This window comes from Gracilimonas sp. (assembly GCF_017641085.1).
In the GTDB taxonomy this organism is placed as follows: Bacteria; Bacteroidota; Rhodothermia; order Balneolales; family Balneolaceae; genus Gracilimonas.
On sequence record NZ_JAEPPI010000003.1, the window covers coordinates 593,065 to 619,755 of the forward strand.

Here is a 26,691-nt window from a genome sequence, read left to right on the forward strand (position 1 = left end):
GAATTTAAGATAGTTGAATATAAGAGATTCAGGGTTAAGTTACGATGCTATCGTATGATTACGAGCTTTTCGACTTGCTCTGCTGTTTGTCTTCCTTTCGGGGTATTTGTTGCAACCCGAAGCACATAAATATAAGTACCGTTACCCAGGCGATCATAATCCCGGTCACGGCCATCCCATGAAATACTGGCATAAGAACTTGTAGTTATGAGTGACTGTTCAATGTGTTGGACCGGCTTGCCACTCAGTGTATAAATACGAACTGATACGTCGAGTGGATTACCGGGCTGGTTATGTTCGAAGCTGAATCGGGTGGCATTATTCATCGGGTTGGGGAAGTTAAACACGTTTCTGACGGTTAACTCCTCACTCGATGCTACTTCAAAGAAAACTTCTTCTTCTGAAGGATTATTGTGCACATCCCACGCTCGAACTTTAAGGGTATAGCTACCTTCCGGAAGTTGATCCAGAGGGTACTCGATACGCCCCCGCGTGAAATCATTTAAACTGCCCTCATAAAAATCGTTGAGGACGAACGATTGTTGTGGTTCTGTATCGATTGTAGCAATTATTTCATGTCCTACTCCTGTTCCTGTAGTGTTTATGCCAGATTGATCTTCAAGTTCAATTATCAGTGTTGGTGAACTGTTCACCAAATTTCCGTTCACAAAGCGTTCATCGTTCAGAAATACATCCATTTGCGGTCCCGACCCGTCGTCAACCGCGTTTTCGTTAACTCCGTTAAAGCGCACTTTTGTGTATGAGCCGCCGGCTGTTTGGCCATTACTGTTAGCAAAGAAAATGATACGGCCGGTGTTATCTGAAAAACTGATGTCTTTAGGTACTATAAAGGAAGAGGTAAACTGCCCATTGGTGATGGCGGCCTTGCCTTTAAAAAGAATATCGTTCTCCGATTCATAATCACAGCCAGAAAGCCGGCAGTTGTCCTGGGCAACCCATTCTCGATCGGATGGCAGAGGCACGTTACGAGGGGCGTCCATAACCGTAATAACCGCCTCTCCGCTATAATTGGGTAATGGATTTCCCTGCAGGTCTTTTATCTGTCCGGCCAGGTTAACCTGTTCAAGAGCCTTTATGGTGAGTGTGGTATCTTCACCGGTTTCTGTGTAGCCGTTAATGGACGTCAGGTCGGCTTGTTGCTCAGGCAGGCGGAATTTTGTAGCGGGATCACCAATAAGAATGAATTTTTTACTGTTCCGGGAAGCAACAACGGTAGAACTGCCGATACTGGAGTTTTTTGTACGCAAGTAAATATCACCCAATCGAAGAGGGCTTCCATCGGGATTACGTTCAACCATGCGTTGGGAGAGGGCCACGTTCAATCCGAAGTTATTTCCGGCACTTATCGTAAAACTTGTGAAGACGACCCGGGTAGTCGTAAATGCTCCTATAATCCCACCGTTTTCTGCAAAAAGCAGTTTTTCAGCACCAGACTGGGCATCAATGTCGTCGTATCGGCCGAACTGACAAGTAGCTGTTACAAGCACAGCTAATTGGTCGCGGTTGGTCAGGTTGGGAATGTAATTGGAGAGAAATAACTCCTCATCAGACAGCGTCTGCTCGTTTCCGTGGCCCGAATAATTCATAACCAGCGTACCCTCGTTAAATGAGCTTATGAAAGCATCGGTGGCACCGGGTATTTTTCGTCCCGATCCGGTAATCTCAACCGGGTAGGCAAATTCATACACTTTTTTGATTCGTAGTCCTGGCTCCATAAAGTTCATGCGCTGGGCAGTTTCATCGGCATTAACCACGTGTATGTCTCGGTCGCCGGAATCAGGGAAGTCATCATCGGCAGCAAAGGTTAACAGATTTTGCCAGTTGCCGGTGTTGGCCGGGTCTTCGTAGGTTTTAATTTTTTGGACGGCTATAGCTGCTTCTGATCGTGTTTGTGCAGAAATTCGGCCCAGTCCAATATCCAGGTAATGCGAGTTGCTGGTCTGCCCACCGGTTAAATCTCCCTCATTGTCATCCAGGAAACCGAAGAAATCATCGGTAGCGAAAGACTGTATTCTATTCAGCGATTCATCACTTTGATAGGTGACGATATAATTTTGGAAGCCATTGCTGATGATGTTCTTGTAGTCGAAGGTGGCGTCCCCAAAAAGGAGCAAATATTGCGGAGGTTCCTGCCCGTCATTCAAAGCGCGGTCGTACAAAAATTTTGTGTAATCACGAATGGCGGATGGATCGACAACGCCGCCCGAAAATTCATTCAATATTTGTTCCTGGGTTACAATAACGGGATTTAATCCATCCTTCTGAGACCTGTAATTGCCAAGGTCTTCGGCATATTCCCTGAACTCATCGGCGGTGACAATGATATAATCAGGGTAATCGGTAATTCCTTTCAGGTTTTGAGGGGCTACTAAAGTGCCCATAGCCGGTTGGAAAAAGCTGGATTGAGCCACAAACCGTAAGTCATCCCCTGAATAATAATTGAAGCTATAATTTCCGTTAGATCCGGTTGAACTCAATAGCTTCGGCTGGGTTACATCACTTACATCTAGAATGACGGGCTGGCTGTCAAACCCGGAGAGCCGGTATTGAGCAAGTTCACTGGAAGAACCATCGGCTGGGGAATAGAAATACAGATGATTATTCTGTGCCTGAAGTTCTCTGCGAACTACCACGCGGAACCAGTCCAAAAAGCCCCTTGAGCTTGATTCGCTGTGATTATAGGTAGCTTCTGCCTCAATAATTCCATCTTGAATGGATGGGGTGAAACTGGTCCTGAAGGAGCCCTCCACACCGGAATCCCCGGAACTACAGTTATAACAGCTTCCACAGCTGCTTAAGCAGGAAATAGCCCGGATATTCACCGTTTCAATTTGTTGATTGTTTATCGAGACTTCGAAATTGGCAGAATTCGTGGACCTGTTAATAAATTGACCTTCTACGGTAATAGGCTCATTGGTGATGATACCGGCAAGGGTATCTGCAAAAACAGGGATGGAAGTACCGTTGCTTGAGGCATCAAATCGCCGCCCAAACCAGTGCCGGCCTGACTTTATGCTTTCTTCAGTCTTGTAGAGCTCTTCATCTTTCCAGCTAAAATCATGAAAGGAGGTAATGGTTCGGGAAGGGGAGAAATTGTTGTTTACGGCTGCAAGACGGTCTCCGGGAGCATCCGAAACGGTCAGAAATACAAAGGATTGGTTACTGTAAGGATGAAGGCGGTGCTCAAATTCTATGCTGTCTCTGAGTACCCGGTGTGGTGAATTTCCGTAAAAAATTACGCGGTCATTGGCATTAAAAGTGCCATCATTTTGTCCTTCAACAATAACAGGAATCTGGGTTAGCTCCGGGCGGGGCTGGTCGTTTGCTTCAGGCAGCTGATAGCCTCCAGTTCCCCAAAGCTGGATATTGCGTGGATCAATAGCGCTGACTTCAATCCCCAGATCTTCAAGATAGGTGGCATCCAGTTCGTAAATTCCGTTTTTAGTGATGGGGATTTTGTACCAGGCTCCTTCGTCAAACAGAGAGCTGTTGTTTTGCTTGGCTGTTCTCAATTGTGGAAGGCGGGTATCTCCCTCTTTATAAACCCGAATTCTGAATTTTCGCAGAACTTTCGTGCCACTTTCTCCATAGCGGGCAATATTTATACTGAGCGCGCTTACTTTTTGGCCGCGTTGAATACCGGGCTCAGAGATCTCAATCAGTGGCTTAGAGTTATCAGAAAGAGCTAAAACGGTCGCTTGTTCCGGGGAAATTTCACGATTAATAGTAGAGACAGCTTGCTCAAGGACCTGGTAACGAGGGGTGTTACCGGAAACGGGAACCATCAACCCATAAGGAGACAGGATTTCGAGCTTCTCATTGGAGAACTCGTAATCTGTAAATGAGTCTGTTTCTGCTACTACTTTCAGTTGCTGGGCATTTGCTACTTCAGCAATCAATAAGCAAAGCAAACCACTAATATAAAGCAGCTTGTTAAGCATAAAGGAACTAATCGTTTACTGGTTTCGCGTATTAACGCTTAAGGTTTTGTAGCAGTTTTTCTATATAAGGATATAGTACTTCGAGTTAAGATTGACCTGTAAGATGAGAATGTTCTCTGCGCTGATGTTTAGTTAACGATAAATGAATAGTAGCTTTGGTCTATACAGTAGAGTCGTTTGTTTCAGGTCTGCTTTATAATAGGTCGGTGAAATAATAATGTCAATAAAAAAATAGCCCGCTTAAAAACATAAGCGGGCTATGTGCTTTTAAAGCATTTCCAGCACGAGGGAGGAAGCTCCGCCTCCGCCGTTGCAGATACCCGCACATCCGTATTTACCTTTCGTTCTGCGAAGGGCATGGATGAGGGTAACAATAATCCGTGCTCCTGAACAACCGAGCGGGTGACCGATACTTACGGCCCCTCCGTGGATGTTTACCTTCTCAGGGTCGAGTTCCAGAATCTGGTTGTTAGCCAAAGCCACAACCGAAAAAGCTTCGTTTATCTCAAAAAGATCGATGTCATTCTTGGTCAGCCCGGCTCTCTTAAGCGCAATGGGGATGGCATCGGCCGGTGCGGTTGTAAACCATTCAGGCGCTTTGGCAGCACTGCTATGGCTCAATATTTTTGCTAATGGCTTTAGTCCGAGTTCTTTGGCTTTGTCAGCGCTCATCACTAAAACAGCGGCTGCACCATCATTAATACTGGAAGCATTGGCAGCAGTTACGGTTCCTTCTTTGTCAAATACCGGTCGCAATTCAGGAATCTTTTCAAAACGAACTTTACCCAATTCTTCGTCTTTTTCTACTTCGGTAACATTTCCTTTGCGGTCTTTAACTTTGATCTTAATCAGCTCATCTTTGAAGTAGCCTTTCTCGGTGGCCTCAATGGCTCTTTTGTAAGAGTTGATGGCGTATTCGTCTTGCTCTTCGCGGCTGATGTTGCATTCCCGGGCGCAAAGGTCTCCCGCATTACCCATCAGGTACTTATTATATACATCCCAAAGCCCGTCTTTTACGATACCGTCTTCGGCTTCAACATGGCCGTATTTCGCGCCAAAACGTTGCTTAGGCAGATAGTAGGGAACATTACTCATGCTCTCCATTCCTCCGGCTACAATGATCTCTGCTTCGCCTAAACGAATCTGGTCGGCTGCGATCATAATCGACTTCATACCTGAAGCACATACTTTATTGACCGTGGTTGCAGGTGTTCGCTCGTGAAGTCCTGCTTTCATAGCTGCCTGCCGGGCCGGTGCCTGCCCGATACCTGCTGAAAGTACATTACCCATAACCACCTCCTGAACATCATCGGGTTTGATACCTCCTGATTTTACCGCTTCAAGGATGGCGGATGCGCCCAACTCGGGTGCAGAAAAGGAAGAAAGGCTGCCTCCAAAGGAGCCCATTGGGGTTCGTTTTGCAGATACAATTACAACGTCTCGCATGATCGGAATAAGTTTTAAATTAGATTTCTGTAAGCGCTTTTCTAGCGCCTGAAAGATACTAAAGGCTCAGGAATGATGATATACTAAAATGCCTGTTTCAGGTCATCGATGAGGTCGTCAGCGTCTTCAATTCCCACTGAAATACGAATTAAAGAATCCTTCAGACCAGCTTTTTCCCGAGCGTCTTTAGGGATGGAGCCGTGAGTCATAGAAGCGGGGTGACTTATTAATGATTCCACACCGCCCAGACTTTCAGCTAAGGTAAAGATGGATGTGTTACTCATAAATTTGGTAGCGGCTTCAATTGAGTCATCTTTCAGGGTGAAGGAAAGCATAGCTCCGAAGTCATCCATTTGTTTAGCGGCTAATTCATGCTGTGGATGTGATGACAAGCCGGGATATAATACAGACTCAACTTTATCATGACTTTCCAGGAATGAAGCTATTTGCTTAGCATTATCAACAGAACGCTGAACGCGCACGCTCAAAGTTTTGATACCACGTAAGGTGAGATAGCAATCCATAGGCCCGGGTACCGCTCCTGATGTTTTGGTTTGGAACCGGAGATTTTCCATAATCTCCTGGTTGGAACTGGCAACCGCACCGTGAATAACGTCAGAGTGTCCGGCCAAATACTTGGTCGCGGAATGGAGCACCGCATCAGCTCCAAATTCGAGCGGCCTCTGCAGGTATGGAGATGCAAAAGTATTATCAACTACGGTGAGTATATTGTTGGGCTTAGCTAATCCTACCAACGCCTCGATATCTACAATACGGAGCAAAGGATTAGTTGGGGTTTCAATCCACATCAGCTTTGTTTGTGGGGTAATGGCATCCTTGACCTTCTCCAGATCCGTCATATCAACGAAAGTGAAATCAATCCCATAGGGTTCGAATACCTTGGTAAATAACCGGTAGGAGCCTCCATATAAATCATTAGTCGTCACAACGTGATCGCCCGGACGCAACATTTTCATCAGGGAATCCATAGCTGCAACTCCGCTGGAAAAACAAGCGGCTTCGTCAGCTCCTTCTAAACCGGCGATCATTTGCTCAAGAGCTGTGCGCGTGGGGTTCCCAACGCGGGCATAATCGTACCCTTTATGTTTGTTGGGAGCTTCCTGAGCGTATGTTGAAGTTTGAAAAATGGGAGGCATTACCGCGCCTGAAGTTTCTTCTGGCTTCTGGCCGGCATGAATCGTCTTGGTATTAAATTTCATAATTAATTATCTGCTGAGGCAGTTTTGCGAGTTTTTAAAGTTTTGAGAACGCTGAGTTTACTGGTGTACTCTTCGTTGTTCGGATCTATTACAACTAATTTTTCGTAGTAATCAATCGCAAAGTTGATAAGTGTGTAAGCTTTGGATTCGAGGCTGGCTCTGTCGTTCTCAAATGCGACGGGTAGAAGTGATAAGTACTGAGCTGAGAGGTTGTTATAAAAAACAGCCAGGCTTTCAAGGTATTCCGTATTAGAGGTGTCTCTTTTGAAGGCTTCGATCAGCTGTGTTTCGGCTTCATCGCCCATTCCTTCTGCTTCAAATTTAATCTGCTCAACAAGCATAGTATCATTACTCGAATAGGCTTGCTTCAGGTCTTGTAAAATTCCGGAAGTAATCTGGTATAGCTGGGTGCCATATACATTTCTCAGGTTGGCATTATTCGGATATTCTGCTACCAGATTCTCAAGCATATCGGCAGCCTGTTCGCTGTTTCCTTCCGAGATGTAGGCATTGATCAATCCAAAAGCCAGGTTCATGTCTTCCTGCATATTTGTATTGGCCTGCTCGTAGTAAGATGCAGCTTGTTCAGGATCTCCTTTCTCGAGATATAAATACCCAAGGTTTTCATAGATTTCGACCGGGTCTTCATCCGCGTAATTCAGGGCCGTTTCGAGTGTTTGGATGGCATCGTCCAAATCTCCCACATTAAACTGTGCAATCGAAAGGTTTTTATAAGAGCTGACGGCATCTTCCCGCAAAATAAGTGCGTTTTGAAAATGAATGGCAGCGCGCTGGTATCGTTCAGAAATATCTTCATTCTCTGAAATCCGAAGACCGGCATTGTGCTCTTTTTTCCAATACTGCTGCCGCAGGCTATCTATCACGGAAACCTGGGATGCATCAGCCCCATATTCTACGGCTAACTCAAAATTATCGGCCGTATTTTCGTAAAATTCGGCTCTTAATTCCGGGTCTGCCTGGTTGGCTAAATCGGCATTAATGGTAGCTTTTTGAATGTAAAGGGAAGGTTGTTCGGGGTTTTCAGCAAGCCGGTTATCAATTTCGGTGATAGCTTCCTGATACTTGTTATTTGCAAGCAGTTCATCAATGTTAACTTGTGATGTGCTGCAAGAAATAAAAAACCCGGCCACCAGAAGTAAGCCTGTCAGCCGGGTAAAATTTGAAATAGTCATATTAAATTTTTTGATAGGTGAGATTACATGCCCGCTTTATCCATAGCTTCGGCAGCTTTTTCCTGCATGTCGAGCTGTACATAAATGCGAGACAGTGATTGCCAGTTGGCCGTATTGTCAGGCTCAAGCTCTACTGCTTTTTCGTAATATTTCATGGCTTCGCGAAGCTCTTCTTTAGCTTGTTTGTCAAGCTCACTGGCAAGTTCGTTATCCTGGGTAAAGTTTCTTTTCTCGTATAAAGCGGCTGCTTTATTGGTGAAAGAAATACCAAGATATTGGTAAGCCTTAGGATCTTCAGGGCGCAATTCCGTAACTCTGATCAGTTCAGATTCTGCGCGGTCGCTTAACTTATTCATTTCTGATGTAAGTTCTTCATTCACAGATACCAAAGAGTCGATAGAGGCATTGATGGCGTCCGCTCTGTTGCGGTTGTTTCGAAGCTCAGTGCCTAAGTCGTAAATATCGTCATAGTTACTGGTGATTCTTTCAGAAATCTCGGTGGTAGCCTGTAATAACTGAGTACCAAGCGCCAGGTGATATTGAGCGTTTTCCGGATCTCTTTCGATCAGTGCTTCAATCGTCTGAATGGATTTTTCTCTTTGTCCGGCCTGCATGTACACATCAGCTAAAACCTGTACCAGCTGTACACTGTCCGGGTAAGACTCGACGCCGTTTTCCAGTACGTTAATTGCTTCTTCAGGCTGCTCACTTTCTCTGTAGTAAGTTCCTAGTCGCAAGAAGTCTTCAGAAGGAGGGTTGCCCTTCATTTCCATAGAAGTGTTCAGAGCTTCAATGGCTCCGGCATAGTTGCCGTTAATGCTTTGAACCTGAGCAAGAATATCCCAGGAAAGGGTACTGTCAGGATTGATGATTACAGCATTTTCAAGGTGAGCAACAGCAACTTTGATAGGTTCTTCTACCGTAGCTTTCAGGCTGTCATCATTTACATACTCAATAGCTTTGTTATGCTCAAAGCCCCAGGTACTGAGGATAAGATTATCCACGTCTCCGGCTTCAGAAGGAACTTCTTCCTGAGCGGAAAATTTCTCACGAGCTGTTACAGCAGACTCTCTGAAATTCTCATAGGTTCCTTTTCTCTCACCTGCCTGAGGTATTGTTCTTGCTTTTTCTTTATACGTCATGGCCTTGTAGTAATAGGGAAGGCCGCTTTCAGGGTTGTTTTGGATGGAACGGTCTAAAACGGCAAGGGCAGAGTCATAATTCTGAGTGAAAATATTCTTCTGCGCCTCTTCAATCAAAGGATCTGTCGTTTCACAACTAGCAAGGATCCCTACAAAAAGAACCGCTGAAAGTAAGTTTCTAAGTAGCTTTTTCATTTTATTATAAAATTGAATTTGGTTGAAATCGGGTCAAATGTATATGTTGTCAAAAATAGTCATATGTGCTGCTTTCTGCAATTTATTAGCGCACATGCTTTAGATTTTTATATCACCATAATCATTAAGGAATATATTCATGAAAAAAATACATGCTACAGACAATGCACCGGCTGCTATAGGCCCTTACAGTCAGGCAACCTCTTATAACGGAACGCTTTACTGCTCCGGACAGATCCCATTAAATCCTGAAACTATGGAACTGGTAGGTGAAACCGCCGCTGAACAAGCTGCTCAGGTTATGGACAATCTTAAAGCTGTTCTTGCCGAGGCCGGCATCGATTTCTCACACGTACTTAAATGCACCATATTTTTGGCAAGTATGGATGATTTTGGCGCCGTGAATGAAGTGTATGGAGCACGATTTAAATCAGATCCTCCCGCACGAGAAACGGTAGCTGTTAAAACATTACCGAAAAATGTGCTGGTTGAAATTAGCTGTATTGCGCATCTCTAACCACCGTTTAGAAGCCGGAAATTAGTTTTGAAACTCTTTTGAAGCTATGTTTCCGGCTTTATCTTTAATCTCAACAACCGCTGAATTTGCCGCTTGAGGGGTAAATTCAGGCAGGTAATAAATCAGTAGCTCTTCTTCGTAATCGTATTCAGCGATTCCTCGCTGTCCATTCATGATGAATTTGGCAGAAGATGATTCGATACCGGTAAGATCATCGGTAACCCTTACCGAAGCCCGCCATTTTCCATAGTCCGTTTTGTAGATGTTAAGACCGGAGATTTCCGGGGCTTCATTATCAGCTAAAACCGTAAACTCACCAAGTGATGATGGACGGGCGTGGAGTGTTCTTCCTGTCAATTCAGATTCCACATAGCTTGTATCTCCATCTGAAGCATCAATTCGGAAAAGCCGGTAGTTGTTGCCGGCTTCAAAGTAATCTCCCAAAAAGAATTCCAGCCCAAAGTTGGATTTTGCAGGAAGCATTTCAGGCTGCACGGAGATGCTGATTGCTTCATTATCCATTTCATAGGAAGAAGCAACGGTCAGCGTGTCAAAGAAAGCCTTTTCACCAAATCTAAGCTTTAATCGATGATCAGGAGTTACAATTTTTTGAGCGCTTCCGGGAGTGATGCGGGCAAATTGTAACTGCTTTGAAGAGTCAACACGAACAATGTGCTGAGATTCTTCCCACTTAATTCCAAGGGTGAGTTGTGTCAGGTCAAGGGTGTTCTGAAGGTCAGGTGAAGCCCAGTTTTCAGCCCAGTACCATTCATCCGTATTGGGGGTCAGAGAAACCGATGAAGAATTTGAAAGTGTGTCCGGGACAAATGTTACAGTTGCTCTGGATGTGTTGCCAAAGTAGTCTGAAGCCACAATGGTATAAGTTTCCGAAGAGTCGGATATACCTACCCGTGCTGTTTCTTTAGTGATCAGATAGAAAGGATTTTTACTTCCATCTTTACGATACAGCCGCTGATGCCCACGCCGGGTTGATCCGAAAGGAGCTATCCGATCCAGAAACATTTCGTTACTCTCATTGTAGTCAAACCGGTTCAGTTCTTGATAAAACAACGTATCCGAATCCTGAACCAATGCCAGCGAGTAAACCGCGTAGGCATTATAAACCTCATCGGCCCGATCGTACACATTCACGGCCAACCCTGCTTTTTCGGTTAGTTTTACTTCACCAAAATCGAACACTTCCTTGCTTTTACCTGCCCTGATATAATTGGAAGCGGGCTGCCCATTTACCCGTGAGTTTTTTGTCAAGGGCTCAACAATAAGCGAAGAGAATACCGGGGGGAGGTCATCTTTTATGGATAAATTGGTTCTTAAAGCATTGACCGGTGTTTCCAGTGAGTCCCGGATTTCAAAATGAAGATGGGGCGGGCCAATGCCGGTCGATCCGGTATATCCAATTACATCCCCTTGGTTTACTTGTATGGCCAGAGTGTCGAGGAAGGCATCCATTTCAAAAGAAAAATCCTGTAGCCTTATCGAGTCTGCAATGGACTGAAATTGCTCCTTAAAACGCTGAAGGTGAGCGTAAACGGTGAATGTTCCGTCATCATGTTGAAGATATATAGCGTTTCCGTACCCGCGTTCTGTAACCAGTAATCTAAACAGGGTGCCGTCCCGGGAAGCAAAAACTTTGTAGCCTTCCCGTCCCCAGGTTTTAATATCCAGTCCGGCATGAAAGTGAGCGGATCGCGTTTCCCCAAAGGTAGAGCTCAGGTAATTGCCGGATGCGGATGGCCACAGGTATTCCTGTGCCTGAACATTTGCAGCAGTTATGAAAAGTGAAAAGATGGCTATACTGAATAATCGCAAAGCTTACCCGATGTTCACCGTTAAGGATGAGGTTCCATTATTCAGCAGCACTTCCAGCTTATCTCCTGACTCAACAGGCCCCACTCCTTCAGGTGTTCCGGTAAAGATGAGGTCTCCGGGGTGAAGGGTGAAAATTCCCGAAAGAAAAGATATCAGGTTGGCCACAGAAAAAATCATTTCCGAAGAGTTTCCGTGCTGTTTAACAAAGCCATTATGAAAGAGCTTGATATCTATGTCGGTCGGATCTGCAATTTCTTCAGCGGGCACGAATTTGCTGATGGGAGCAAAATTGTCGAACCCTTTAGCAATAGTCCAGGGTTGTCCCTGCTTTTTGGAAATGGATTGAATATCCCGGGCCGTAAAATCGATACCGGCTCCGTATCCGGCTACATAATCGAGGGCAGATTCCTGAGCGATGCTTTTACCTTCTTTGGAAATAGCCACAACAATCTCTGCTTCGTAATGCACGTCATTGGTCTGTACGGGAAGTTGAATGGTTGCCTCATTATAGCAGATGGTACCTAAAGGTTTTATAAAAACAAGCGGGATTTTTGGAACTTTATTTCCTAATTCCTTTGCGTGCTGGGCATAATTTCTGCCAATGCAATAGATGTTATTGACGGGGAGATCGAGGCCGGGTATATCAGGATTTTTCATAGCATCAAGATATAAAAAAAGCCCCGCACTTAAATCATCAAGAGCGGGGCTTAGAAATTTTTAAAATGTAAATCAGTTAATAGGATCTACATTCACGTGCTTACGTCCGCCAGAGCGAACAGCAAAGTTCACGGTTCCGTCAGAAGTTGCGAACAAAGTGTCATCGCCGCCTCTTTTAACGTTTTCACCGGGGTGAAATTTGGTTCCGCGTTGTCTTACGATAATTCCTCCGGCTCGCACAAACTCGCCACCGAATTTTTTAACACCCAACATCTTTGGGTTTGAATCACGACCGTTTTTTGTTGAACCTTGACCTTTCTTATGTGCCATAACAGTAAGGGTTTAGTAATGAAAATTTATGATAATGCTTCAATCAATTCGGCCTTTCTCATACTTGAGTATCCGGTAAGGCCTTTTTCTTTCGCCAAGTCTTTGAGTTCAGCTACCGTCATAGAATCTAAATCAGCAGATTCTTCTTTTTTGGAAGCTGATGCTTTGGCTTCTGCTTTAGGGGCAGGAGCGTCATCTTTCTTAGCGGCTTTCTTTTTTGAAGTAGAACCCGAGGTGGAAATGCTCTCGATTTGAATCTGAGACATTACCTGACGGTGTCCATTAAGTTTCTGGTATCCTTTACGGCGTTTTTTCTTGAATACTAATACTTTGTCAGCTTTAACCGTATCCAGGATCGTAGCGGAAATCTCAGCTCCTTCAACTACAGGAGTTCCAATATTAACATTTCCGTTGTCATCTTTAATCAGCAACACTTTATCAAATGTAAGCTTCTTACCGTCGGCGTTTTGCTTGTCCACAAACAGCACGTCGTTTTCTGCTACTTTGTATTGGTGTCCGCCGATTTCAACAATAGCGTACATAATCGATTAATTTCTTTCTTTGCGTTTAATTCAGAGCTTGAAAAGATAACGTTTAGATCAGACAAAACAAAGCAAATCTATACTGATAAATTCAGAAACTTCACTTAAATTTAGAGAAATGTAAATCAGGCAATTATTATGAAAAAGCTACCTTCGCTTCACGAACAAGCATTTAAGTATAAAAATACCAAAAGACTTCAAAGAGACGGCGGCCGGGCATGGATTAAAGACTCTCAGCTGCATGAGGCGCGTAAGGATGCGAATGGCCGTTTCCTAACCATAGCCGATGAGCTGAAAGTGCCAAATAAGAAGACCACTATTTCAGATAACAAAGATCTTCCCACTCATCTGAATGAAGATTCTCCTTTGCCTTAATTTAAGCCACTAAAGGGATAGCCCGCTGAAATCCTTGTCGGTTTACGTGACCGATGTATTTACCAATGATTCGGACTTCTTCGAACACGTCCGGTTCTATGATGATGTCATCATATTCTTCATTGGCGGGTTCCAGCCTGAGGCCATTATCATCCCAGTAGATTTTCTTCAGGCTGGTTTCTCCATCATACAGTACGGCCCCGATATCTCCATTTTTGACATCCGTATCCATGAGGAGCACAAAATCACCATCGTAAATTCCCACATCTTTCATGCTAAAGCCGGTAACCCTCAATGCAAACAGGTCATCAAGATCAGGGAACAGGGTATCTAGTGTGATGCTGCCCAGATTTGCCTCAACGGCTTCCTGCAGGGAACCGGCTGCTATCAACCCGCGAACCGGAATGCCTTCCTGTTCTTCGGTTTCGCCCAAAAGACTCTTTTTATCGGAGGGCAAGTCATACTCCTCATCATTTCTTTTAACCAAATAGCCTTTCTTCAGCAGTGCCTGTATATTTTGGGTCACGCTATTTGGAGATGCATACCCGAAATGGTCGGCTATCTCTCGGTAAGTTGGCCACACTTCATTCTCTTTTTTATAGTCGACAATGAAAGTGAAAAATTCGTGCTGTTTACGAGTCAAATGTGCATTATCCATGGCGAAAGAAGTTTAATGTAAGAAACATGTGTAATAAACGGAGTTTGTGTATGAAGTTCAATACTAAATGTGTAAAAAGTATGTGTGTTTTGATGATGGTCACTTTTGTGGCTTTTCTCACCACATCATGTATGCAGGAAAGTGCATATTCAGAACTTTTAAAGGATGAGTACCCGGAGCTGTACCGGCACGTTTTTGATCGTAATGCGGATTCTCTGTTAGCTTACACCGAACACCCGGATTCTTTTGTACAGGCTCAAGCGTGGCGGGCGCTCATCAGTACGCCGGTTGATGATATGGATGCGTTTGTGACCAAAGCCCAGTATGCAAATACCGAATTGGGGTGGATGGCTTTGAGCGCACACGAACTCACAGATGAACAATTAACCCGTCTGCACGACCTGTGGAACCGACGAGCTTCGATGAGAAAAGGGATCAGCCTGGTACTGGGGCAACAGGGTAATCAGGAGTCTTTAGGTCTTTTGCTTAGAAATTTTGATGAAATTATAGGCCCCGATTCTGACTACGAGTATAATTCAGCCTTAGCCATGGGGCAGCTGATGATGGAGCATGATATCCCCGAATCTTCCCGCAGAAGCATTCTCCGTTATGCAGCTGTGTTGGAGGATGAGGATTTATACCGAGCCTACTTTTATGGACTCTACCGGGGCGATGAGGTCATAGAAGATGAACAAATCAGAACTAATATTTGGGAAGCATATGAATGGGTGGAAAGTCCGTACATCCGTCAGTATGCACTTCGAATAGCTTTTAAAAGCGATGCAGAATGGACCCTTGAGCGCCTGCCGGTAGAGGATATATCAGAAATGAATGTGCAGCTTGCGGTAGAACTGGCAAATCAGGCTTCGAATGCCGGATGGAGTCCAAAACTCGAAGAGGTGTACACAAGGCTGCTTGATCATCCCAACCCCGTTGTGAATGAAGTGGCTTTGAACAGGATCGCTAATCACCCCGAAAAAGAAAGCAGTTTTGATGCGGTTATCAGTGAAAAAATAGTTGAGAACGAACAGAAAGAAGCATCAGTTCGTCTTTCCGGTATTATCGCAATGAGTGAAGGGGATGAATACCTGAGTCTGTCAGCGTCACTTTCTGAGGGGCAGGAGTATTTGCTGATTAAAAAGTTACATATCTACCGTCAGGCTTTGAATGCTGATGAATTCCTGCAGAAGCTGGAAGAATATGCCGGCAGTTCAAACAGGATGGAAGCTTTGTTTGCCGCCCAGGCAATGTCGGGTTGGTGGGCTGATCTGGAGGAGAGCCAGAAATCATCACTGAAAGAGAGCGTAAGAGACCTGGTTTTTGATTTACTTGAAAGGGGAGATCGCTCCATCACCTATATAACAGCTTCGTTTATAGAATCAGCCGGGGTGATTTTAGACGAAGACTTCAGCCGAATTGAACAACTATTGACCAACTATCAGCTTCCGGAAGATATTGAAGTGTACCAATCGATGGCCGGATTTTTATACGAGCGGTTTCGGGATGAAGCTCAGGATCTGATTGATTCTCTGGCTGCAAAAGGTAACCCCGCACTTAACTCCACATTGGCAAATCAGGGTTGGGATGTGCCGGATTCCGAAGCCGAACCTCCAACATTCAGAACTCCCGATTGGCAACGTCTGGCAGAGCTGGACTTTGAGCCTGTCTGGGTGCTGGAAACAGAAGAGGGAACCATTAAAATTGCCATGGACGTACTTTCTGCTCCTGCAACCATCTCGGGAATTGACAGCCTGACCCGTGCCGGAGTGTATGATTCCGTAGCCTTCCATCGTGTAGTACCAAACTTTGTGATACAGGGAGGAGATGTGGAAACAGGTGATGGATTTGGCGGACCGGATTACGTGGTGCCAACCGAAGCTTCCGGAAAAGAATACCGAAGGGGAATGGCAGGCATTGCCAGTGCGGGTACGGACACAGAAGGCAGCCAGTATTTTGTGATGCACGACTGGGCACCCCATCTGAATGGACGTTATACCATTATCGGTGAAGTGATTGAAGGAATGGACGTGGTAGACCGGATTATGGTGGGAGATAAAGTGTTGAAGGCGAGCTGGCAGAATAAATAAACCCGGCTAGAGGTTCTCAAAAATCCAGTCCTGGAAAACTTCTTTGAACCGAAAGGAGAAGTTTTTTTGAACACTCTGGCTTTCCTCGAGGTAGTCGTAGCACTTGGGCACTACATGGAAGAAATGGTTGGCACCGGCAATGGTATGAACGGTAAAGTTTGAAGGGAGTGAGTCGGGATATATTTCCTGAAGACTTTCCATAGCCCAATCCGGATAAACCTGTCCGTCATTTTCAGCAAAAAGAAATAAGGACGGGATGTTGATGTCACTGATATAGGTTTCAGGTTCAAACCCAACCTTCATGTTCATATGCCGCCATCTTTTGGTAAGAGGCAGTACCGAGACCCAGTTTTGGTGAGATTGTGCCTTTTGTACCGCCTTCCTGTATGCAGTGGTACTGTCTTGTCCGTTACAAACGTACCCGCTGTGATATTCATTAACCAGCTGCCGGGTAGGGTCGAAAGTAGGGCCGGCAAGGGAGGCCATAAGTTTAACTTGCCCGGGTGCAGTTGCTGCTACAATTTGAGTCATCCAGCCGTCTTCACCAAGTCCAACAATTCCAATACGGTTTGGGTCCACTTCTTTTCTTTGTTTCAGGTACTGAATGGCTGCTTTGGCATCATCAGCGAAATCGGTTAAGGAAGCACGGCCCCATCGCCCGCCTGACTCTCCGACTCCGCGTGGATCATAATAGAGTACACCGACTCCGGCCTGTGGGAAAACCGCTTCCAGGTTTTCCCGGATAAAAATTTCACGCTGTGGATGATGATCTCCCCATTCATACATTCCACCGGAAAACACAAGTACAGGTACATTTTCTGCATTCTCAGGCAAAACCAGGGTTCCGTTCAAAACAATATTACCGCTTTTAAAAACAACTTCTTCTTCGGGTGCAGGGGAAGTTTCCTGAGCATGGCTATTTAAGGGAAAAAATGCACCAACCAATACAAGGGTGATGGTGGCAACGGTCACTCGCATCATGTTGAATAGTCTTTCTGGATGAAAATAGATATCGGTCCTTGGTTTCATTGAAGTTGCGATTGAATACGATCGAGTTGTTTCTGGTGACGCTGACTGTGAATGATACTGAAGTGAACCCACTCCATGCGGGTTAAAAAGCCAAACAGCGGGTGTTCAAATTTAAGGCATAGTTCCTCTGCCGGGAGGTCTTCGATAAGCCCGGCAATTTTAATCCTGTTACTGCGAAATTTTTCGACCAGGTTTTCTCTGGATTTTTCTCCTTCTGTGGGAAGAATCACACCGGTAGCTTCCATTTTTGTATCCGATTCGAGGAATCGTTGCTTCATCCGGGAAACATGCGCATCGGGTTTGCGGTCGATAAGTTTCTTCGTTTCACCGGTGAACAGCCGGGGGACTCCAAATTCAGAACGGTAAACGTGTTCCAACACATCCGCTGCCGACCATGAATCCGAATCGGGCTTTAGATTAAATTGCGCATTGGTGAACTCGTTGATCTTGCCAACAAAGATATTGGTGTTTTCTAAAAGCTGATTTTTAAGCGTCATAGTACAGGTTAAATTGCCCGCCTAAAGTAAATGAATGTTCTGAAAGTTTCAGTAAAAGATCGTATTGGGAGAGAGATAAAATTTTATTCTGGCACTATATCTCTCCCAAAGGGTAATAATGCAACCGATGCCAGTTTGAAATGCTGCTTAGCGAACGGAATGCCGATGATGGTTATAAACAGAATGGCTCCAAAAACAATGTGGGTAATACTGATCCAGATGCCACCTACAAGAATCCAGAGGATGTTCATGGCAAGGGAAAGGCAACCGTCGGATTTCTCATTTACCACCGTTTTCTTTCCAAAAGGGAACAGGGATAGTTTGGCCAGCTTGAAGGTCTGAACTCCGAATGGAATACCGATAATGGTAAGACATAAAATCAGGCTTGAAATGGCATACTCAATAGCCACAAAAATTCCACCAAAAATAAACCAGATGATGTTGCCGAGGGTGTTCATGATTAATCATTCCCTTTTGGGGTGAAGGCCTGAATGCCGGTAATTTCTCTTCCAAGAATGAGCCCGTGAATATCATAAGTACCTTCGTAGGTGTTTACCGATTCCAGGTTCACCATGTGGTGGATAACCCGGTAGTCGCCGGTAATACCGTTGCCGCCGTGCATATCACGGGAGATGCGGGCGATTTCAAGAGCTTTACCACAGTTGTTTCGCTTGGCGAGGGAAGTCATAGAAGGATGATCACGCCCCTCGTCTTTTAGTTTCCCCAAACGGTAAGCCAGCATTTGCATGCCGGTAATGTCTGTCATCATGTTGGCCAGCTTGGTTTGAATAAGCTGATTGGCAGCCAGGGGTTTGCCAAACTGCTTGCGGTCAAGCACGTAATCACGGGCACGCTGGTAACAAAACTCAGCAGCACCTACAGTTCCCCATGCGATTCCATATCGTGCAGAGTTGAGGCACATGAAAGGGCCCTTTAATCCTTTGATATCCGGGAATACATTTTCATCCGGAACGAAAACATCATCAAAAACCAGCTCACCGGTTTCCGAAGCACGCAGACTCATTTTGTATTTGGTAGCCGGTGCTGAAAATCCATCCATCCCTTTTTCAACCAGAAAGCCGCGGATTACGCCCTTGTCATCTTTATGCTCTTTGGCTTTGGCCCAAACTACCGCAACATCAGCAATGGGAGAATTGGTGATCCACATTTTGGCCCCGTTCAACACCCAGCCACCATCGGTTTTAACGGCTGTCGTTACCATGGAGCCTGGGTCAGAACCATGATCAGGTTCGGTTAAACCAAAACAGCCGATCATTTCACCGGCAGCCAGTTTGGGAAGGAATTTTTGTTTCTGTACTTCAGTCCCGAATTCTGAGATCGGGTACATTACCAGCGAAGATTGTACACTCATGAAAGACCGGTATCCGGAATCCACCCGTTCCACTTCCCGTGCAATTAAACCATAGGCGGTATAACTGGCTTCGGAGCCTCCGTATTCTTCGGGAACGGTTACTCCAAGCAGTCCCATTTCACCCATTTCTTTGGCAATATCCTGATCAAAATACTCTTCGGTATTTCCCTTTAAGGCACGGGGTTCGAGTTTACTTTGGGCATAATCCCGGGCCGTTTCCATGATGAGCCGGTCTTCTTCATTCAGTTCAGATTCAAAAAGAAAAGCATCATCGATGTTGAATAGATTCTTGGACATTACGTTGAGTTTTTATCTTGATGTTCGTTTGATGGATAGTAAGAAAAATATGCTTCAGGCCGAAAGAGATTATCAGCAGATATAACAAAAAAAGCCTGCAGCTCTCAGAGAACTACAGGCTTTTGATTCCAACAACAATAGGATGTTCAGCTGATCAGGCTAACCCTTTTTTAAGTTCTCTGGCGATGATCAGTCGCTGTACTTCCGAAGTTCCTTCCCCAATGGTCATGAGTTTGGCATCCCGGATAAATCGCTCTACATGATATTCTTTGGTGTAACCATATCCGCCGTGAATTTGAACGGCTTCATCGGCTGCGCGAACCGATAACTCTGAAGCAAACAGCTTAGCCATGGAGGCTTCTTTTGTGTACGGTTTACCCTGGTCTTTCAGCCAGGCTGCACGGTGAACCAACAGGCGGGCGGCATCAATTTCAGTAGCCATGTCCACCATTTTCCCTTCCATATACTGGAAATTCCCGATGGCCTGCCCAAATTGTTTTCTTTCCATGGAGTATTTGAGTGATTCTTCCAGCGCTCCGCGAGCGATACCTACCGAAAGGGCAGCGATCCCTACACGGCCTCCGTCAAGAACCTTCATCGTGTCAATGAAACCCTGGCCTTCTTTACCGAGGAGGTTTTCAGCCGGAACTTCCACATTTTCAAATACCACTTCGGTTGTGTCGGATGAATTCATGCCCAGCTTGTGCATGCCTTCGCCGGGTTTTACGCCGTCCCATTCGCGCTCTACAATAAAAGCAGAAATTCCTTTCACTCCTTTCGATGGATCCGTTTTCGCAAGTACAACATATACATCACCTACAGACCCCTGTGTTATAAAAATCTTGGAGCCATTCAGAATGTACTTATCGCCTTCTTTTATGGCTGTGGACTTCATCCCGGAAGCATCACTTCCTGAACCCGGTTCAGTTAAGCACCAAGCTGCCAGCTTTTCACCTTTTGTGAGAGCGGGCATGTACTTCATCTTTTGGTCGTGGTTTCCGGCAATAGCAATATGTCCGGTACCCAGGGAAGTATGGGAGGCAACGGTGAGTGCAAGGGAGGCATCCCAACGGGCAATTTCTTCAAGGGCCAGGCAAAAGCTGACTACATCAAAACCGCCACCGCCATATTGTTCTTCATGGTAGATGCCAAGCATTCCCAACTCTCCCAATTGCTTAACAATATCGTGCGGAAATTCCTTACTGTTATCTCTTTCCATTACCGAAGGAGCTACAGTTCGTTCTACAAATTCTTTTACACTGTCGCGGATCATTTTCTGATCCTCTGTAAGCTCAAATGATAACTCTCGGTCTAAAACGGCATCCATAATTTCTATACTACTATCTGTTTAAATTTGTTTGTTGGAAACGCTTCCAAGATAACGGTTTGTATGATTAATATCGTTCAGGATTGTGTAAAATTTGATTTTTACGGTGGTGCGTTCCGGGTAATCCTGTTTTCAAAATCTTTGAATAAATTGGAGTTCAAGGTTTTATATTGGCGCAGGATTTTTATGATGCTTTAATTAAATCAGATCTACATGAATTCTCCGATTTTCAAATTTATAGCCAAAGCGTTGGTCGTCTTTATTGGTTGGTACATTTTGTATGAGTTGTGGCTGCTTCCGGCCGGAGATCTCGATTATTGGTTGTCGCTTAATATCATCGGAACCAGTGCTGGAATTATAGAAATGTTTGGGTTCGATGTTTTTACGGTAAACCGGATTATTGGAATCGGAGAGTATCCCGGAATTGAAATTATAGATGGCTGTAATGGGATTGCCGCAATGGGGTTGTTCCTCGGGTTTATTTTGGCTTATCCGGGCGACTGGAAAAATAAATTAAGCTTTTGTTTTGTCGGGATCGGGATTATCTATCTGGTAAACATCGTTAGAGTTGTGATACTAACCATCACCCAGGCAAAGTGGCCTGAGTTTTTTGACTTCACCCACGACTACTCCACCACGGCCATTTTCTACATGGTGATATTTATCCTATGGATGGTTTGGGTGAATTATGCAGACGCATTCCCCAATGAAAAGCCTGCAGAATATGCTTAATATTTAGAATAGATATGTGCTGCCTCCAGATGAGGCTGAATTTCAGATATCGTTGGTTTTAATAGAAAAGGGAAGGATTTAATGAGTGAAAAATCAGATCAGCATCGCTCACTATTAGAAAACGTTGTTGACAACATTGTGGATGGGGAATTTTTTGACCCGGATTTGCCGGGCATCTTATCCTCCTTTCAGACAGAGGGTAGAATTTGGGTTTTGGGGGCAGGAAAGGCCTCCTTTGAGATGGCTAAGGAGGCGGAGGGTTATTTCGGTTCCCAAATAAAAGACGGAATGGTGATTGCCCCTCAAAGCTCACGGGAATTGAATCAGGTACAGGTTTTTAAGGGTGCCCATCCTTATCCGGATGATGATTCAGTGTCGGCCTCGTACGAACTTTGGGAGCTGGCGAAAAAAATACCTGAAGAAGATACGGTGGTGTTTCTATTATCGGGCGGAGCTTCATCATTATTCTGCATTCCGGCCGGCGGTATTGAAATCGAAGAATACCGTAAAACCTTTGAGTTGCTGCTGAACTCTGGTGCCTCCATCGAGCAAATTAATGTGGTCAGAAAACATCTCTCGGAGACAGCGGGTGGAAGGCTGGGGCAGCTTTTGAAAGAGCATAAACTTATTTCCATTATTCTTTCTGATGTACCCGGAGATAAACCCGAAGTGATAGGCAGCGGCCCAAGCGTACCGGACCCTTCAACTTTTAAAGAAGCCTTTCAGATTCTTAAGCAATTTAAGCTGTGGGATGATGTTCCGCATTCGGTTCGTATTCATCTCTCCAAAGGGATGCATGGCGACAGCCCCGAAACCCCAAAGCCTGAAACTTCAAACTGGAAAAAACATGAGGTTAACGTGATTTCAGGAGCCGGAATGTTGGCGGAGAATGTTGGGTCATATTTAAGCAACCAAGGGTTTAATGTGCAGGTGAGTAAGGAAGCCTACCATGCAGATGTAAAAGAGGTTTCCAAGAGAATATGCAGTGATGCTGTCTCCATTCTAAGCAAAAAATCCGATATGACCCCCCCGGCTGCTCTGGTTTATTATGGGGAGAGTACAGTGGATGTGAAAGGGGAAGGAAAGGGCGGCCGAAACCAGGAGCTGGCCCTTAATGCAGCTATTTCGATAGAAGGTCAGCACTCCATTTCGTTACTAAGTTTTGCAACCGATGGCATTGACGGCCCAACTGATGCAGCAGGGGCTATCATTAACTCCGGCACGACTTTACAAGCCCGTAAAAACAAACTGGAGCCGGAAAATTTCCTCCAGAAAAACGACTCTTATCACTTCCACAAACAAATGGATACCATGCTCAAAACCGGTGCCACCGGGAACAATCTGATGGATCTTCAGGTGATTTTGGTAGGATAATAGGGAGCGAAAGAGAGGCATATTGCAGAATATTATTTCAGAGAGTACAGGAAAGTTGTTGTTCCTGAAGAATTAAATTCTATGAAATAATTATAAATAGAATTTTATGCCTTATTAATCTTAAAGGTAGTTTTTATATCTGTAAAAATGTCTTTTTGAAGGATAATTATTTATAATTAAAGAGTAATTTTAGTAAGTCCTTCTTCTATGTCAACTCCCAAGCTTGATGCCACCGACAAAAAGATTATCGCCATTCTTCAGCAAGAGGGAAGGATGGCCAATAACGAGCTGGCCAAAAGAATTGAGCTTACAACCACGCCGACTTTAGAGCGGGTTCGTCGATTAGAGCGGGAGGGGATTATAGAAGGGTATAGCGCCAAGGTTAATAAAGAGTCAGTCGGCCGGGGTTTTACGGCTTTTGTGAAAGTAACCTTAAGCGTTCACCAGCTAAACTTGCTGGAAGAATTTACATCTGCCATAAAAGAGATCCCCGAAATACTGGCCTGTTACCACACCACAGGCGATGGTGATTTCTTATTACACGTGGTTGCAAAAGACACCAAAGATTATGAGCAGCTTATGCGAAATAAGCTGACGACCCTGCCCGACGTTGAACGTCTGCATACCAGCATTGTGCTGAATACCATTAAAGATCAATCTCCAATTCCAGTTTATGATGAAAACGAAGATTAAACCCACATTAGAATCCGTTGCCGTACATGCCGGAAAAGGGAAAAAAGATCAATATGGGTCACATGCAACGCCCATCTATCAAACATCCACCTATGTTTTTGACGATGTAGAAGCCGGAGCTAAGGCTTTTCGTCACGAAGAGGGCGGGGCAAGCCACGTTTATTCCCGACTGGGAAATCCAACTGTTGAAGCTCTTGAAAGAGCAGTTTGTGAGTTGGAAACCTATTCGCTGGACAATCCTGAAGATTACGTCGGAATGGCTTTTGGTAGCGGCATGGCCGCCATCACAACGGGAATTATTGCACTTGCCAAAGGAGGGCATATTGTAGCTCAGGATGCTCTTTATGGCTGCACCAGTCAGTTTTTGAAAGAGGAAGTTCCGGTGATAGGCATGAGCTGCTCGTTTGCCGATATGTCCGATTTATTTCAGGTTGAAATGGAACTGAAAAAGCATCCGGAAACCAAACTCATTTACCTTGAAAGCATCGCCAATCCTACGATGACGGTTGCGGACATAAAAGCACTTTCACAACTGGCTGAAGAGCACGATGCCAAGCTGATGGTTGATAATACATTCGCTACTCCGTATCACATTCGTCCGTTTGAATTGGGAGCCAATGTTGTCGTTCATTCAACAACAAAATACATAGGCGGACATGGCTCAGTTATTGGCGGTGTGATGGTTGCCAAAAAAGAAATATATGAAGAATCTGAAGCGGCTCTCTTCAGAAAGAACCTGGGCGGTATTGCCGGACCTATGGATGCCTGGCTTACCCTGAATGGAGTCAAAACGCTCCCGCTTCGAATGAAGAAACATGCCGAAAACGGTATGAAAGTAGCCCGGTTCCTTGAGGACCATCCCAAAGTGGATCATGTTTTTTATCCGGGGCTTGAGTCACACCCGCAGCATGGTTTGGCATCTTCCATAATGAAAGAGGGATATGGAGGAATGATCGCCTTTGAACTGGTTGGTGGTTACGAGGCTGGTGTATCGCTGATGAACAATGTAAAGCTGTGTACGCTGGCGGTAAGCCTGGGCGCGGTTGATACCCTGATTCAGCATCCTGCTTCTATGACGCACTCTATCGTGGATGAGGACTTAAAAAAGCAGGCTGGTATCACTGACGGGCTGGTACGCATTTCGGTAGGTATCGAAGGTGCAGAAGATATCATCGCCGACCTCGAGCAAGCGCTGGAAATTCATAATTAGGAATTCAAAATTAGGAATTCAAAATTTAAAATTGATCTGACTCAATTTTAAATTTTTCATTTTGAATTCTTAATTCCGGATAGCAAAAGTTACCAGCCGCCGCTAGCACCGCCGCCGCCGGAGCTGAAGCCGCCACCGCCGCCAAATCCACCGAAGCCGCCACCACCGCCTCCGAAGGAACTGCCTCCGCGCCCACTTCCGAATCCTCCGCCAAAGAATATGATGCCGTTGGAGCCAAGAGAATGCCGGCGACCGCCTTTTCCTCCTTTCCCTTTAGAAACCAAGAAGAATATGAGGATGATAAAAAGAATAATCAGGTCAATGGGTATGCCCTCATCGCCGGAAGAGGTTCTGCGTTCCGGAAATCCTTCAAACTCACCGGCAGCTAAATCAATAAGAATATCAGTAGCCTGGTTCAGTCCGCCATAGAAGTCTCCGGCGCGGAAGCTTGGGGTCATTACATCATTGATAATCCGGTTTGCCATGATATCGGGGATGGCACCTTCCAGCCCATATCCAACTTCGATGCGCATTTCCCGGTCCTGTTCAGAAATCAAAATTAAAACGCCATTATTGCGCTGCTCATATTGTATATCCCAGGAGTTGAATAGATTGGTAGCTACATCTTCAATAGGGTAATTCTGCAGGCTTTCAATGGTTGTAATCACAAAAGCATTGGTTGTGGTATCCCGGTAGCTGCGCAATTTATTCTCAAGCCGCCGTTCTTCAGAAGAGGAGAGCATATCAGCGAAGTCATTCACCATTCCGGTAGGACGGTCCGGCAAAAAATCCTGACCGAATGCGCTTACGGTTAAACTTAAAAATAGGAACAGGCTTAATAATTTACGCATCGCTCTCGTCTTGTTTGTCTTCCTTAGTATAGCTGATCTGATTGGAAAGCTCATTCACATCGTCTTTCTGATGAGGGAAATATTCTTTTAGTTTCTGCCCAATTTGCAGGATCACTTCACTTAAACCGGTTTCATAGTCTTCTTTTTTAAAGAAGTCGAGAATCAGTTTGAGTTCCTCTTCCCAAAACTCCTGTCCCACTTTTTCGTGGATACCCTGATCTCCCCAAATGGCAACCTTGTGATCTTTCCAGGCCACATAAACGATTACCCCGTTTCGTAATTCGGTTTCGTGCATCTTCAGCTCGCCAAAGACTTCCTGCGCCCTCTGTAAGGGAGATTCAGCACTGCACTTTTTTTCGATGTGAACCCTGATTTCTCCGGAGGTTTCTTTCTCCGCCTCCTTAATGGATTCAACAATTGATTTTTCCTGCTCTTCGGTAAGAAATTTGGCCATTGGTTTTTTAGTATTGAGATTTTAGACATAAGATTTAAGACTACTCCTTTGTCTTAAATCTCATGTCTTTTATCTAAAGTCTAAATTTAATTGCTGAAATCTACGGTTGGGGCTTCCTGGGCACCTTCATCGGCCTGGAAGTATTCCTTCTGCTCAAAGCCGGCGATGGAGGCAATCATACTGGCGGGGAACCGGCGTACTTTGGTGTTGTAAGCCTGCGCGGCCTGGTTAAAGCGCCGCCGTTCAGTGGCAATTCGGTTCTCGGTTCCTTCAAGTTGCGCCTGAAGATCCCTGAAGTTCTGATTGGCTTTTAATTCCGGATAACGTTCAACCGTAACCAATAACCGGGAGAGAGCGCCGCTTAACTGGCTCTGGGCTTCCTGAAATTGCTGGAAAGCCTGTGGATTGTTCAGGTCGCTGGCGTCAATATTTACAGAAGTGGCACGGCTGCGTGCTTCAATTACTTCAGTCAGGGTTTCAGACTCAAAATCTGCAGCACCGCGAACCGTATTTACGAGATTAGGAATGAGATCGGCACGGCGTTGATATTGATTTTCTACCTGAGCCCAGGCGCTGTTTACATTTTCTTCCTGAGAAACCAGGCTGTTGTTTACGCTGATTCCATAAAAAACGAAGAGTGCAATGACTCCGAGAATAATCCAAAATTTAGCTTTCATGAGTAGTGATTTAGTTGTTTATTT

The 26,691-nt window shown here is 45.0% G+C and carries 25 protein-coding genes; 7 read left to right on the forward strand and 18 right to left on the reverse strand.

All coding sequences use genetic code 11. The annotated features are described in order from the left end of the window. Positions 1 to 47 precede the first annotated feature (47 nt). The 5 genes from porU to JJ941_RS13610 form a co-directional block, all read right to left on the reverse strand. Positions 48 to 3,962 carry a type IX secretion system sortase PorU gene (porU, locus tag JJ941_RS13590; protein ID WP_290966285.1) on the reverse strand — a complete coding sequence of 1,305 codons (3,915 nt, stop codon included), beginning with the start codon at positions 3,960 to 3,962 and terminating at the stop codon, positions 48 to 50. A gap of 267 nt (positions 3,963 to 4,229) precedes the next feature. Beyond that, positions 4,230 to 5,408 (reverse strand): acetyl-CoA C-acyltransferase, encoded by a 1,179-nt coding sequence (locus tag JJ941_RS13595; protein WP_290966288.1) that lies wholly within the window; start codon positions 5,406 to 5,408, stop codon positions 4,230 to 4,232. A gap of 83 nt (positions 5,409 to 5,491) precedes the next feature. Then, positions 5,492 to 6,628 (reverse strand): cystathionine gamma-synthase, encoded by a 1,137-nt coding sequence (locus JJ941_RS13600; protein WP_290966290.1) that lies wholly within the window; start codon positions 6,626 to 6,628, stop codon positions 5,492 to 5,494. 2 nt (positions 6,629 to 6,630) lie between these two features. Next, entirely contained in the window at positions 6,631 to 7,821 is a 1,191-nt protein-coding gene (locus JJ941_RS13605) for a tetratricopeptide repeat protein (protein WP_290966293.1), read from the reverse strand. A gap of 23 nt (positions 7,822 to 7,844) precedes the next feature. Then, positions 7,845 to 9,158 (reverse strand): tetratricopeptide repeat protein, encoded by a 1,314-nt coding sequence (locus tag JJ941_RS13610; RefSeq protein WP_290966296.1) that lies wholly within the window; start codon positions 9,156 to 9,158, stop codon positions 7,845 to 7,847. 139 nt (positions 9,159 to 9,297) lie between these two features. Between JJ941_RS13610 and JJ941_RS13615 the strand changes: the two genes are divergently transcribed. Continuing rightward, entirely contained in the window at positions 9,298 to 9,675 is a 378-nt protein-coding gene (locus JJ941_RS13615; protein WP_255132866.1) for a RidA family protein, read from the forward strand. A 21-nt stretch (positions 9,676 to 9,696) separates the two neighbouring features. Here the strand turns inward: JJ941_RS13615 and JJ941_RS13620 are convergent, their stop codons facing one another. The 4 genes from JJ941_RS13620 to rplU form a co-directional block, all read right to left on the reverse strand. After that, on the reverse strand, positions 9,697 to 11,505 hold the full coding sequence (locus JJ941_RS13620) for a M23 family metallopeptidase (RefSeq protein WP_290966300.1): 1,809 nt from the start codon (positions 11,503 to 11,505) through the stop codon (positions 9,697 to 9,699). 3 nt (positions 11,506 to 11,508) lie between these two features. Beyond that, a complete protein-coding gene (locus tag JJ941_RS13625) occupies positions 11,509 to 12,162 on the reverse strand; it encodes a fumarylacetoacetate hydrolase family protein (protein WP_290966302.1) in 654 nt (217 codons plus the stop codon). A gap of 72 nt (positions 12,163 to 12,234) precedes the next feature. Continuing rightward, positions 12,235 to 12,492, reverse strand: a complete 258-nt coding sequence (rpmA, locus tag JJ941_RS13630) for a 50S ribosomal protein L27 (RefSeq protein WP_255132860.1) — start codon at positions 12,490 to 12,492, stop codon at positions 12,235 to 12,237. A 26-nt stretch (positions 12,493 to 12,518) separates the two neighbouring features. Continuing rightward, entirely contained in the window at positions 12,519 to 13,034 is a 516-nt protein-coding gene (gene rplU / locus JJ941_RS13635) for a 50S ribosomal protein L21 (protein WP_255132859.1), read from the reverse strand. 138 nt (positions 13,035 to 13,172) lie between these two features. Between rplU and JJ941_RS13640 the strand changes: the two genes are divergently transcribed. After that, complete coding sequence (locus JJ941_RS13640; protein WP_290966306.1) at positions 13,173 to 13,409, forward strand: hypothetical protein; 237 nt, start codon at positions 13,173 to 13,175, stop codon at positions 13,407 to 13,409. Between the two features lies 1 nt (position 13,410). On the opposite strand, the gene lexA is transcribed toward JJ941_RS13640, so the two are convergent. Then, a complete protein-coding gene (gene lexA, locus JJ941_RS13645) occupies positions 13,411 to 14,067 on the reverse strand; it encodes a transcriptional repressor LexA (protein WP_255132855.1) in 657 nt (218 codons plus the stop codon). Between the two features lie 80 nt (positions 14,068 to 14,147). Between lexA and JJ941_RS13650 the strand changes: the two genes are divergently transcribed. Next, the gene (locus JJ941_RS13650; RefSeq protein WP_290966308.1) at positions 14,148 to 16,154 is read left to right on the forward strand and encodes a peptidylprolyl isomerase; all 2,007 of its coding nucleotides are present in this window, start codon (positions 14,148 to 14,150) and stop codon (positions 16,152 to 16,154) included. Between the two features lie 6 nt (positions 16,155 to 16,160). On the opposite strand, the gene JJ941_RS13655 is transcribed toward JJ941_RS13650, so the two are convergent. The 5 genes from JJ941_RS13655 to JJ941_RS13675 all read right to left on the reverse strand — a co-directional run bounded on the left by JJ941_RS13655 (position 16,161) and on the right by JJ941_RS13675 (position 20,676). Continuing rightward, positions 16,161 to 17,135: a CocE/NonD family hydrolase gene (locus JJ941_RS13655; RefSeq protein ID WP_290966310.1), complete on the reverse strand. Its 975-nt coding sequence runs from the start codon at positions 17,133 to 17,135 to the stop codon at positions 16,161 to 16,163. 44 nt (positions 17,136 to 17,179) lie between these two features. Next, a complete protein-coding gene (locus JJ941_RS13660) occupies positions 17,180 to 17,680 on the reverse strand; it encodes a DinB family protein (protein WP_290966313.1) in 501 nt (166 codons plus the stop codon). 83 nt (positions 17,681 to 17,763) lie between these two features. After that, entirely contained in the window at positions 17,764 to 18,138 is a 375-nt protein-coding gene (locus tag JJ941_RS13665) for a YccF domain-containing protein (RefSeq protein ID WP_290966314.1), read from the reverse strand. Positions 18,139 to 18,140: 2 nt separating this feature from the next. Continuing rightward, positions 18,141 to 19,349, reverse strand: coding sequence for an acyl-CoA dehydrogenase (locus JJ941_RS13670; RefSeq protein ID WP_290966317.1), 1,209 nt, complete (start codon positions 19,347 to 19,349; stop codon positions 18,141 to 18,143). 154 nt (positions 19,350 to 19,503) lie between these two features. Further along, positions 19,504 to 20,676 carry an acyl-CoA dehydrogenase family protein gene (locus JJ941_RS13675; RefSeq protein WP_290966320.1) on the reverse strand — a complete coding sequence of 391 codons (1,173 nt, stop codon included), beginning with the start codon at positions 20,674 to 20,676 and terminating at the stop codon, positions 19,504 to 19,506. Positions 20,677 to 20,889: 213 nt separating this feature from the next. Between JJ941_RS13675 and xrtX the strand changes: the two genes are divergently transcribed. The 4 genes from xrtX (at position 20,890) to JJ941_RS13695 (ending at position 24,685) form a co-directional block, all read left to right on the forward strand. Further along, the gene (gene xrtX, locus JJ941_RS13680) at positions 20,890 to 21,408 is read left to right on the forward strand and encodes an exosortase X (RefSeq protein WP_290966323.1); all 519 of its coding nucleotides are present in this window, start codon (positions 20,890 to 20,892) and stop codon (positions 21,406 to 21,408) included. Positions 21,409 to 21,489: 81 nt separating this feature from the next. Continuing rightward, positions 21,490 to 22,782, forward strand: a complete 1,293-nt coding sequence (locus tag JJ941_RS13685; protein ID WP_290966326.1) for a DUF4147 domain-containing protein — start codon at positions 21,490 to 21,492, stop codon at positions 22,780 to 22,782. A 207-nt stretch (positions 22,783 to 22,989) separates the two neighbouring features. Beyond that, positions 22,990 to 23,475, forward strand: coding sequence for an Lrp/AsnC family transcriptional regulator (locus JJ941_RS13690; protein ID WP_255132835.1), 486 nt, complete (start codon positions 22,990 to 22,992; stop codon positions 23,473 to 23,475). Continuing rightward, positions 23,456 to 24,685: a PLP-dependent aspartate aminotransferase family protein gene (locus JJ941_RS13695; protein WP_290966330.1), complete on the forward strand. Its 1,230-nt coding sequence runs from the start codon at positions 23,456 to 23,458 to the stop codon at positions 24,683 to 24,685. Before JJ941_RS13690 ends, JJ941_RS13695 begins: the two co-directional genes overlap by 20 nt. A gap of 89 nt (positions 24,686 to 24,774) precedes the next feature. On the opposite strand, the gene JJ941_RS13700 is transcribed toward JJ941_RS13695, so the two are convergent. From JJ941_RS13700 to JJ941_RS13710, 3 genes are all read right to left on the reverse strand, one after another. Continuing rightward, positions 24,775 to 25,536, reverse strand: a complete 762-nt coding sequence (locus tag JJ941_RS13700; RefSeq protein ID WP_290966333.1) for a TPM domain-containing protein — start codon at positions 25,534 to 25,536, stop codon at positions 24,775 to 24,777. Next, positions 25,529 to 25,990 carry a TPM domain-containing protein gene (locus JJ941_RS13705; protein ID WP_290966335.1) on the reverse strand — a complete coding sequence of 154 codons (462 nt, stop codon included), beginning with the start codon at positions 25,988 to 25,990 and terminating at the stop codon, positions 25,529 to 25,531. Before JJ941_RS13705 ends, JJ941_RS13700 begins: the two co-directional genes overlap by 8 nt. Before the next feature lie 86 nt (positions 25,991 to 26,076). Next, on the reverse strand, positions 26,077 to 26,667 hold the full coding sequence (locus JJ941_RS13710) for a LemA family protein (protein WP_255132827.1): 591 nt from the start codon (positions 26,665 to 26,667) through the stop codon (positions 26,077 to 26,079). Between the last annotated feature and the right edge of the window lie 24 nt (positions 26,668 to 26,691).

Bases quoted from the DNA above. Each gene is read 5' to 3' on its own strand.
- porU (WP_290966285.1), bottom strand. From the start codon at position 3,962: ATGCTTAACAAGCTGCTTTATATTAGTGGTTTGCTTTGCTTATTGATT.
- JJ941_RS13595 (WP_290966288.1), bottom strand. From the start codon at position 5,408: ATGCGAGACGTTGTAATTGTATCTGCAAAACGAACCCCAATGGGCTCC.
- JJ941_RS13600 (WP_290966290.1), bottom strand. From the start codon at position 6,628: ATGAAATTTAATACCAAGACGATTCATGCCGGCCAGAAGCCAGAAGAA.
- JJ941_RS13605 (WP_290966293.1), bottom strand. From the start codon at position 7,821: ATGACTATTTCAAATTTTACCCGGCTGACAGGCTTACTTCTGGTGGCC.
- JJ941_RS13610 (WP_290966296.1), bottom strand. From the start codon at position 9,158: ATGAAAAAGCTACTTAGAAACTTACTTTCAGCGGTTCTTTTTGTAGGG.
- JJ941_RS13615 (WP_255132866.1), top strand. From the start codon at position 9,298: ATGAAAAAAATACATGCTACAGACAATGCACCGGCTGCTATAGGCCCT.
- JJ941_RS13625 (WP_290966302.1), bottom strand. From the start codon at position 12,162: ATGAAAAATCCTGATATACCCGGCCTCGATCTCCCCGTCAATAACATC.
- rpmA (WP_255132860.1), bottom strand. From the start codon at position 12,492: ATGGCACATAAGAAAGGTCAAGGTTCAACAAAAAACGGTCGTGATTCA.
- rplU (WP_255132859.1), bottom strand. From the start codon at position 13,034: ATGTACGCTATTGTTGAAATCGGCGGACACCAATACAAAGTAGCAGAA.
- JJ941_RS13640 (WP_290966306.1), top strand. From the start codon at position 13,173: ATGAAAAAGCTACCTTCGCTTCACGAACAAGCATTTAAGTATAAAAAT.
- lexA (WP_255132855.1), bottom strand. From the start codon at position 14,067: ATGGATAATGCACATTTGACTCGTAAACAGCACGAATTTTTCACTTTC.
- JJ941_RS13650 (WP_290966308.1), top strand. From the start codon at position 14,148: ATGTGTGTTTTGATGATGGTCACTTTTGTGGCTTTTCTCACCACATCA.
- JJ941_RS13655 (WP_290966310.1), bottom strand. From the start codon at position 17,135: ATGATGCGAGTGACCGTTGCCACCATCACCCTTGTATTGGTTGGTGCA.
- JJ941_RS13660 (WP_290966313.1), bottom strand. From the start codon at position 17,680: ATGACGCTTAAAAATCAGCTTTTAGAAAACACCAATATCTTTGTTGGC.
- JJ941_RS13665 (WP_290966314.1), bottom strand. From the start codon at position 18,138: ATGAACACCCTCGGCAACATCATCTGGTTTATTTTTGGTGGAATTTTT.
- JJ941_RS13670 (WP_290966317.1), bottom strand. From the start codon at position 19,349: ATGTCCAAGAATCTATTCAACATCGATGATGCTTTTCTTTTTGAATCT.
- JJ941_RS13675 (WP_290966320.1), bottom strand. From the start codon at position 20,676: ATGGATGCCGTTTTAGACCGAGAGTTATCATTTGAGCTTACAGAGGAT.
- xrtX (WP_290966323.1), top strand. From the start codon at position 20,890: ATGAATTCTCCGATTTTCAAATTTATAGCCAAAGCGTTGGTCGTCTTT.
- JJ941_RS13685 (WP_290966326.1), top strand. From the start codon at position 21,490: ATGAGTGAAAAATCAGATCAGCATCGCTCACTATTAGAAAACGTTGTT.
- JJ941_RS13690 (WP_255132835.1), top strand. From the start codon at position 22,990: ATGTCAACTCCCAAGCTTGATGCCACCGACAAAAAGATTATCGCCATT.
- JJ941_RS13695 (WP_290966330.1), top strand. From the start codon at position 23,456: ATGATGAAAACGAAGATTAAACCCACATTAGAATCCGTTGCCGTACAT.
- JJ941_RS13700 (WP_290966333.1), bottom strand. From the start codon at position 25,536: ATGCGTAAATTATTAAGCCTGTTCCTATTTTTAAGTTTAACCGTAAGC.
- JJ941_RS13705 (WP_290966335.1), bottom strand. From the start codon at position 25,990: ATGGCCAAATTTCTTACCGAAGAGCAGGAAAAATCAATTGTTGAATCC.
- JJ941_RS13710 (WP_255132827.1), bottom strand. From the start codon at position 26,667: ATGAAAGCTAAATTTTGGATTATTCTCGGAGTCATTGCACTCTTCGTT.